This window comes from Kitasatospora sp. DSM 101779 (genome assembly GCF_025655475.1).
GTDB lineage: Bacteria > Actinomycetota > Actinomycetes > Streptomycetales > Streptomycetaceae > Kitasatospora.
On record NZ_JAHTIK010000001.1, the window covers coordinates 2729065 to 2736338 of the forward strand.

The 7274-nt window shown below is 74.4% G+C and carries 7 protein-coding genes; 6 read left to right on the top strand and 1 reads right to left on the bottom strand.

Annotated features, from left to right (window positions below; translation table 11 throughout):
- The first annotated feature begins 9 nt into the window (after positions 1–9).
- The 5 genes from KSNIM_RS12605 to KSNIM_RS12625 all read left to right on the top strand — a co-directional run bounded on the left by KSNIM_RS12605 (position 10) and on the right by KSNIM_RS12625 (position 4874).
- A complete protein-coding gene (locus KSNIM_RS12605) occupies positions 10–963 on the top strand; it encodes a carbohydrate ABC transporter permease (protein WP_263103329.1) in 954 nt (317 codons plus the stop codon).
- Between the two features lie 3 nt (positions 964–966).
- On the top strand, positions 967–1857 hold the full coding sequence (locus KSNIM_RS12610) for a carbohydrate ABC transporter permease (protein ID WP_263103330.1): 891 nt from the start codon (positions 967–969) through the stop codon (positions 1855–1857).
- An 8-nt stretch (positions 1858–1865) separates the two neighbouring features.
- Positions 1866–3146, top strand: a complete 1281-nt coding sequence (locus tag KSNIM_RS12615; RefSeq protein ID WP_263107929.1) for a 6-phospho-beta-glucosidase — start codon at positions 1866–1868, stop codon at positions 3144–3146.
- A 54-nt stretch (positions 3147–3200) separates the two neighbouring features.
- On the top strand, positions 3201–4217 hold the full coding sequence (locus tag KSNIM_RS12620) for an N-acetylglucosamine kinase (protein WP_263103331.1): 1017 nt from the start codon (positions 3201–3203) through the stop codon (positions 4215–4217).
- Positions 4218–4451: 234 nt separating this feature from the next.
- Positions 4452–4874 (top strand): hypothetical protein, encoded by a 423-nt coding sequence (locus tag KSNIM_RS12625; protein ID WP_263103332.1) that lies wholly within the window; start codon positions 4452–4454, stop codon positions 4872–4874.
- A 70-nt stretch (positions 4875–4944) separates the two neighbouring features.
- Here KSNIM_RS12625 and KSNIM_RS12630 read toward each other — a convergent pair whose 3' ends face one another.
- Positions 4945–5520: a nucleosidase gene (locus KSNIM_RS12630; protein WP_263103333.1), complete on the bottom strand. Its 576-nt coding sequence runs from the start codon at positions 5518–5520 to the stop codon at positions 4945–4947.
- 235 nt (positions 5521–5755) lie between these two features.
- Here KSNIM_RS12630 and KSNIM_RS12635 point away from each other — a divergent pair, with 235 nt between their 5' ends.
- The gene (locus tag KSNIM_RS12635) at positions 5756–7153 is read left to right on the top strand and encodes a CHASE3 domain-containing protein (RefSeq protein WP_263103334.1); all 1398 of its coding nucleotides are present in this window, start codon (positions 5756–5758) and stop codon (positions 7151–7153) included.
- Positions 7154–7274: the final 121 nt, after the last annotated feature.

The following is a 7274-nucleotide window of genomic DNA, read 5'->3' on the forward strand; positions in this document are numbered from 1 at the left end:
GGACGCGCCATGGCACTCCTCGACACCCCCCGGCCGGCGGCGCTGCGCCGCAAGCGCCGCCGGGAGGCCGTCCGCACCCTGGCCTTCCTCTCCCCCTGGCTGATCGGCTTCGGCCTGTTCTTCGCCTACCCGCTGGTCTCCACCGCGTACTTCTCCTTCATGAAGTACGACGGCTTCACCGCACCGACCTTCAACGGCCTGAAGAACTGGACGTACCTCTTCGAGCACTACCCGTTCTTCTGGCAGGGCCTGCGCAACACCCTGTGGCTGGTGGCCGTCATGGTCACCCTGCGGGTCGCCTTCGGCCTGGGCGTCGGCGTGCTCATCACCAAGGTCAAGACCGGCGCCGGCTTCTTCCGCACCGCCTTCTACCTGCCCTACCTCGCGCCGCCGGTGGCCGCCACGATGGCCTTCGCCTTCCTGCTCAACCCCGGCACCGGCCCGGTCAACCACCTGCTCGGCGAGCTCGGCCTGCCGCAGCCCGGCTGGTTCACCGACCCGGACTGGTCCAAGCCGGCCCTCACCCTGCTCGCCATGTGGGGCATCGGCGACCTGATGGTCATCTTCATGGCGGCGCTGCTCGATGTGCCGAAGGAGCAGTACGAGGCCGCCGAGCTGGACGGCGCGGGCCCCTGGCAGCGGTTCCGCTTCGTCACCCTGCCGAACATCACCCCGATCGTGCTGTTCGCCGTGGTCACCGGGGTCATCCAGACCATGCAGTACTACACCCAGGCGATCGTCGCCGGGAAGGTCGCCAGCGGCGTGATCGGCGGCTCCGGCCAGCAGTTCGAGCCCGGCTACCCGCACGGCTCGACCTGGACCCTGCCGCAGATGGTCTACAACCTCGGCTTCCAGCGTTTCGACACCGGCACCGCCTGTGCCGCCGCCCTCGTCCTGTTCGCGATCTCGATGGCCTTCACCGCCCTGCTGCTGCGGCGCGGCTCCGGCCTGGTGGAGGACTGAGCCATGACGCTCAACCCCGCTCTGCCGCTGCCGGCCGGCGTCCGGACGGCCGCCGCCCGCACCGCCCGCCGGCGCGCCGCCCTCCAGTGGGTCGCCGTGCACTCGCTGGCGATCGCCGCCGCGCTGTTCTTCCTGCTGCCCTTCGTCTTCGTGCTGCTCACCTCGGTGATGAGCGACCGCCAGGCGCTCACCTCCGAGCTGTGGCCCACGAGTTGGCACTGGGAGAACTACGCGCAGGTCTGGCGCACCCCCGGCTTCCTCACCTGGTGGCGCAACAGCCTGCTATACGCCGGCCTCGGCACCCTGCTCACCGTCGTCTCCAGCCTCCCCGTGGCGTACGCCCTGGCCAAGTTCCGCTTCCGCGGCCGGCGGCTCGCCCTGATGGCGGTGGTCTCGATGATGATGCTGCCGCCGCAGGTCACCGTGATCCCGATGTACCTGTTCTGGGCCAAGCAGCTCCACCTCACCGGCTCGCTCTGGCCGCTGCTGGTGCCGATGGCCTTCGGCGACGCGTTCTCGATCTTCCTGCTGCGGCAGTTCCTGCTGACCGTGCCGAACGAGTACCTGGAGGCCGCCCGGATCGACGGCTGCGGCGACGTCCGCACCCTGCTGCGGGTGGTCCTCCCGATGGCCCGGCCGGCGATCGCCGCGGTCGCGCTCTTCCAGTTCTTCTACTGCTGGAACGACTACTTCGGCCCGCAGATCTACGCCAGCGAGAACCCGGGCGCCTGGACGCTCAGTTACGGCCTGGAGTCGTTCAAGGGCGCCCACCACACCGACTGGAACCTCACCATGGCGGCCACCCTGCTGGTGATGGCGCCGGTGATCATCCTCTTCTTCTTCGCACAGAAGGCCTTCATCGAAGGCGTGACACTGACAGGGGTCAAGGGCTGATGTCCGCACTGAAGTTGGCAATCGTCGGCGGCGGTTCCACGTACACACCCGAGCTGATCGACGGCTTCGCCCGGCTCCGGGACACCCTGCCGATCGGCGAACTCGTCCTGGTCGACCCGGCCGCCGATCGGCTGGAGCTGATCGCCGGCCTGGCCCGGCGGATCTTCGCGCGGCAGGGCCACGACGCGGTGGTGACCACCGCGTCGGAGGTCGCCGCCGGGGTGCAGGGCGCCGACGCCGTCCTGCTGCAGTTGCGGGTCGGCGGGCAGGCCGCCCGCAACGAGGACGAGACCTGGCCGCTGGAGTGCGGCTGCGTGGGCCAGGAGACCACCGGCGCGGGCGGGTTGGCGAAGGCGCTGCGCACCGTGCCGGTGGTGCTGGACATCGCCGAGACGGTGCGCCGGGCCAACCCGGACGCCTGGATCGTCGACTTCACCAACCCGGTCGGCATCGTCACCCGCGCCCTGCAGACCGCCGGCCACAAGGCCGTCGGCCTGTGCAACGTGGCGATCGGCTTCCAGCGGAAGTTCGCCGGCCACCTCGGCGTCGAGCCCGACCGCATCCGGCTGGACCACGTCGGCCTCAACCACCTCACCTGGGAGCGCGGCGTCACCCTGCTCGACGCCCCCGGCGCGGCCACCGGCCGCGAGGTGCTGCCCGAACTCCTCGCCGGCCACGGCGAGGCGATCGCCGCCGACCTGCACCTGCCGCTCGACGTGGTCCGCCGGCTCGGCGTCGTCCCCTCCTACTACCTGCGCTACTTCTACCAGCACGACCTGGTGGTCGAGGAGTTGAAGGAGAAGGGCTCGCGGGCCGCCGAGGTGGCCGCGATCGAACGGCAGCTGCTGGAGATGTACGCCGACCCGGCCCTGGACACCAAGCCCGAACTGCTCGGCAGGCGCGGCGGCGCCTTCTACTCCGAGGCCGCCGTCCAGCTGATCGCCGCCCTGCTCGGCACCGACGGCACCACGGGCGTGCAGGTGGTCAACACCCGCAACAACGGGGTGCTGCCCTTCCTGCCCGACGACGCGGTGATCGAGGTCCCCGCCGAGGTCGACCCGCAGGGCGTGCGCCCGCTGCCGCAGCGCCCCGTCGAGCCGCTGTACGCCGGCCTGATCGCCGCCGTCACCGGCTACGAGCAGCTGGCATTGGAGGCCGCGCTCAAGGGCGGCCGGGACCGCGTGTTCGACGCCCTGCTCGCCCACCCGCTGGTCGGCCAGATCGACCTCGCCGACCGGCTCACCGACCGGCTGATCGCCCACAACCGCGCCCACCTCGGCTGGGCGTGACCCGACGATGACCGCCTCGCACCACCCCGCCCCGAACCGCACCGAGGGGAACCGATGACCCGCCAGCACGACGCCCCGCTCCCCGGCGTCCTCGCCGTCGACGCCGGGAACAGCAAGACCGACGTGGCGCTGGTCGCCGCCGACGGCACCGTGCTCGGCTCCGCCCGCGGCGGCGGCTTCCAGCCGCAGCTCGACGGCGCCGACGAGGCCATCGGCGGCCTCGCCCCACTCGTCGAATCGGTCGCCGAGCAGGCCGGGTTGAGACCCGGCACCCCGGTGGCCGCGCACGTGTCCGCCTGCCTCGCCAACGCCGACCTGCCGGTCGAGGAGGAGCGGCTGCTCGCCGCCCTTCAGGCCCGCGGCTGGGGCACCACCAGCGCCGTCGCCAACGACACCTTCGGGCTGCTGCGGGCCGGCACCGACGGCCCGCGCGGCGTCGCCGTGGTCTGCGGCGCCGGCATCAACTGCGTGGGCCTGCTGCCGGACGGGCGCACCGCGCGCTTCCCCGCCCTCGGGCGGCTCACCGGCGACTGGGGCGGCGGCGGCGGACTGGCCGCCGAGGCGATGTGGCACGCCACCCGGGCCGAGGACGGCCGGGGCGCGCCGACCGGGCTCGCCGCGGCGATCGGCGCGCACTTCGGGCGGCCCACCGCCACCGCGGTGGCCGAGGGGATGCACCTCGGGGAGATCGCCGCGGACCGGCTGCACGAGATCGTCCCGGTGCTGTTCGCCGCCGCCGGGGCGGGCGACCGGGTGGCGCTCCGCCTGGTCGACCGGCAGGCCGACGAGATCGTCCGCTTCGCCACCGTGGCGCTGCGGCGGCTCGACCTGCTGGACGAGGCCGTCCCGGTGGTACTCGGCGGCGGTGTGCTCGCCGCCCGGCTGCCGCTGCTGGTCGACAACGTGACGGCCCGGCTGGCCGCCGTGGCGCCGCTCGCCGAGCCGCGGATCGTGGTCGCACCGCCCGTCCTCGGTGCCGCCCTGCTCGGCCTCGACCGGATCGGCGCCGGCGACGGCGCGCAGCTGCGGCTGCGCGCCGCGTACGAACCCGTGCGCCCGGCGGCCGCCTGACCCCTCGTCCGGCTCTCCGGCGCCCTGATCCCCCGCCGCCGCCCGGGGCCCGCACACCCCGGGCGGCGGCGGGTCCGCCGGTGGACCGCGGGCGACCTGCCGGTCAAGGGACGGTCAAGAATCCGGGTCGGAAGGTTTGAACGTTGATCGGACGGTCCTACGAACGCTACGCTCCCGGCTTCGTACGGCGCCCGTCCACGGGGCGCCCACCCGATCCCCAGGGGGAAGCGCCAGATGGCGATCCGTAAGTCCACCATGCAGGAGCAGGTCGCCGAGGCGATCGCGGCGATCGAGCCGAACGACCGGCCCGTCGTCACCTTCCACACCGTCACCGGCCCGAGCCCGTGGCTGATGAGCCAGCTCGGCCTGATCGGCCAGCTGTTCGTGAAGTACTACTTCGTCACCCTCACCGAGCGCGTCGTCGTCGTGCACCGCGCCTCGCGGATGAGCAACCGGCCGCAGGAGCTGGTGCACGTGGTGCCGCTGGAGCAGGCGCGCACCCTGATCACCGAGGTGAAGCGGGCCGCGATGTGGAGCTCGATGCAGTTCCACTTCCCCGGCGAGCAGAAGCCGACCCGCCTGAACGTCGCCCGCTACTGGCGCTCCGAGCTGGACCAGTTCGTGCCCGCGCTGACCGGCGTGCAGATCACCGGCTGAGCCCCGCGCGCAGACGGCCGGAGGCCGGGACCACAGCGGTCCCGGCCTCCGCCGTGTCTGCACGCGGGGCTCAGAGGTGCTCGTCCGCCCAGGCCGCGAGGATCTTCGCGCAGGCGTCCACCGACTCGCGCCAGGTGTGAGCGGCGCCGTCGTCGGCCTCGTCGCTGACGTACTTGACCAGCCGCACCGGCACCGCGGCCCGGCGGGCGACGGTGGCGATCGCGTAGCCCTCCATGTCGACGAGGTCGGCCTGCTCGGCGAGGCGGTCGCGGGCCGCGCCGTCCGAGACGAAGAGGTCGCCGGTGGCCAGGGTCGGGCCGACGCCGTCGTTGAGGGTGATCGGCGCGCCGTAGCTGCGGCCGGTCAGCGCGCGCAGCACCGGGGTGTCGATGTCGTGCTGCAGCACCCGGGAGACCTCGTGCGTGGTGCCGGCCAGGCCGGCGCGCAGCGCTCCCGCCGTCCCGAGGTTCACCACCTCGGCCGGCCGCGCGCCCTGGGCGAGCACGGTGGCCAGCGCGGCCGTCGAGTTGATCTTGCCGATGCCGGTGAGCAGGACGGGGAGGCGCTCGCCCAGGTGGGCCGCCTCCTCCCGGACGGCGACGACGAGCAGCGGGCGGTCCGGGGTGATGGTGCCGAGCAGACGCATGCCGCCATGCTACGGCCGCCGCCGCGGAGCCCCGGGCGGCGGTGTTCGGGCTCCCGGGCGGGCAGCTGCGCACACAGAACGTCCGCGTTCGGGCGGAACGGCCCTTTGGTGCAGTCTCAAGATCGGCACAACTCGCGTGTGGTCGTCACATCCGGCGGCCATACTGCTGGCATCAGGGGGCCGGCGCCCTGCGGGGCGCCCGGGGATCCGGGGCACACAGGGGGAGGTGGGGCGGGTGACGGGACCGACGGTCGTCGAGGGCACGGCGCCGCCGGCGGGACGCGGCGCCGCGGCACGGCTGCCCGGGCTGCAGGACGCCGGCGAACGGCTGGCCGGACTGCGGCGGGCGGCGGGCACCCCGCCGGGCCGGCTGCGGCTGGCGGGCGCCGCCCTGGTCGCACTGCTGCTGCTGTTCGGGGGGACGGCGGCCCGGCAGGCCGACCGGCGGGCCGCAGCCACCGACCGGGTGGTCGGACACAGCCAGCCGCTCAGCCGGGACGCGGCCGAGATCTACCGCTCCCTCGCCGACGCCGACACCACCGCGGCCAGCGGCTTCCTGCTCGCCGGCGACGAGCCGGCCGGACTGCGCAAGCGCTACGAGGACGACCTCGCCACGGCCGGCGAGCTGCTCACCCGGGCCGCCGCCCGGACGGCCGCCAACTCCGAGGCGCAGCACCGGATCGACGAGCTGAGCCGCCAACTGCCGCAGTACGCGGGACTGGTGGAGACCGCGCGGGCCGACAACCGGCTCGGCCTGCCGCTCGGCGGCGCCTACCTGCGGTACGCCTCGGGGCTGATGCAGAACACCATGCTGCCGTCCGCGCAGCAGCTGGTCGCCGCGGAGTCCGGGCAGCTCGACGAGGACTTCGCCGCGGCCGGGGCGATGCCCGTGGCCGCGCTGCTGCTGGGGCTGGCCGCACTGGCCGCGCTCGGCGGCCAGCAGGTGCTGCTCTTCCGCCGGACCAACCGGGTGTTCAACCCGGGGCTGGTGGCGGCCTCGGCGGTGGTGCTGGCCGTGGTGCTGTGGCTGGCCGTGGGCGGCGCGGTCGCCAGCGCCTCGCTGGCGGCCGGCCGCACCGGGGGCGCCGAACCGCTGCGGGTGCTCGGCCAGGCCCGGACGGAGGCGCTGCAGGCCCGCGCCGCGGAGAACCTCAACCTGGTCGCCCGCGGCGCGAGCGACAGCTACGGCAAGCGCTGGCAGACGGTCACCGGGTCGCTCGGCGGTACGCCGGTGCCGGGCGGCGGCCGGGCCGGCGGAGGCACGCTGGCACGGGCGGCCGAACTGGCCCCCGCGGGCGAGGCGGAACGCCGGCTGGACGAGGCCGGCAAGCAGTTCGCGCAGTGGGACTCCCGGCACGACGCGGCCGCGGCGAGCGACCGGGCCGGCGACTACGAGGCGGCGCTGCGGGCGACCGTGGCCGTCGCCTCGGACACCACCACCGAGGCCGCCTGGGCCGCGATGGACCGACAGTTGGCCGCGGCAGGCGAGGCCGAGCAGGCCCGCTTCGCCGCGGAGACCTCCGGCGTGGCCGGCGGGTACGAGGCGCTGGCCGCGGGGGCGGCGGTGCTGGCCGTCCTGGCGGCGGCGGGCGTGGTCAGGGGCATCGGCCGTCGACTGGCCGAGTACCGGTGAGGGGGCGGGGGATGACGGTGCGCACGGTGAAGGCCCGCAGGGTGCGGGCGGCCGTCGCGGGCGGCACGGCGGCCGCAGCGGCGCTCGCGGCGGCCGCCGGGCTGCTCGCGGGCGGCACGGC

What these genes read in the sequence shown, in the direction of transcription:
- KSNIM_RS12610 (WP_263103330.1), top strand. Translation starts at nt 967, where the DNA reads ATGACGCTCAACCCCGCTCTGCCGCTGCCGGCCGGCGTCCGGACGGCC.
- KSNIM_RS12625 (WP_263103332.1), top strand. Translation starts at nt 4,452, where the DNA reads ATGGCGATCCGTAAGTCCACCATGCAGGAGCAGGTCGCCGAGGCGATC.
- KSNIM_RS12605 (WP_263103329.1), top strand. Translation starts at nt 10, where the DNA reads ATGGCACTCCTCGACACCCCCCGGCCGGCGGCGCTGCGCCGCAAGCGC.
- KSNIM_RS12620 (WP_263103331.1), top strand. Translation starts at nt 3,201, where the DNA reads ATGACCCGCCAGCACGACGCCCCGCTCCCCGGCGTCCTCGCCGTCGAC.
- KSNIM_RS12630 (WP_263103333.1), bottom strand. Translation starts at nt 5,520, where the DNA reads ATGCGTCTGCTCGGCACCATCACCCCGGACCGCCCGCTGCTCGTCGTC.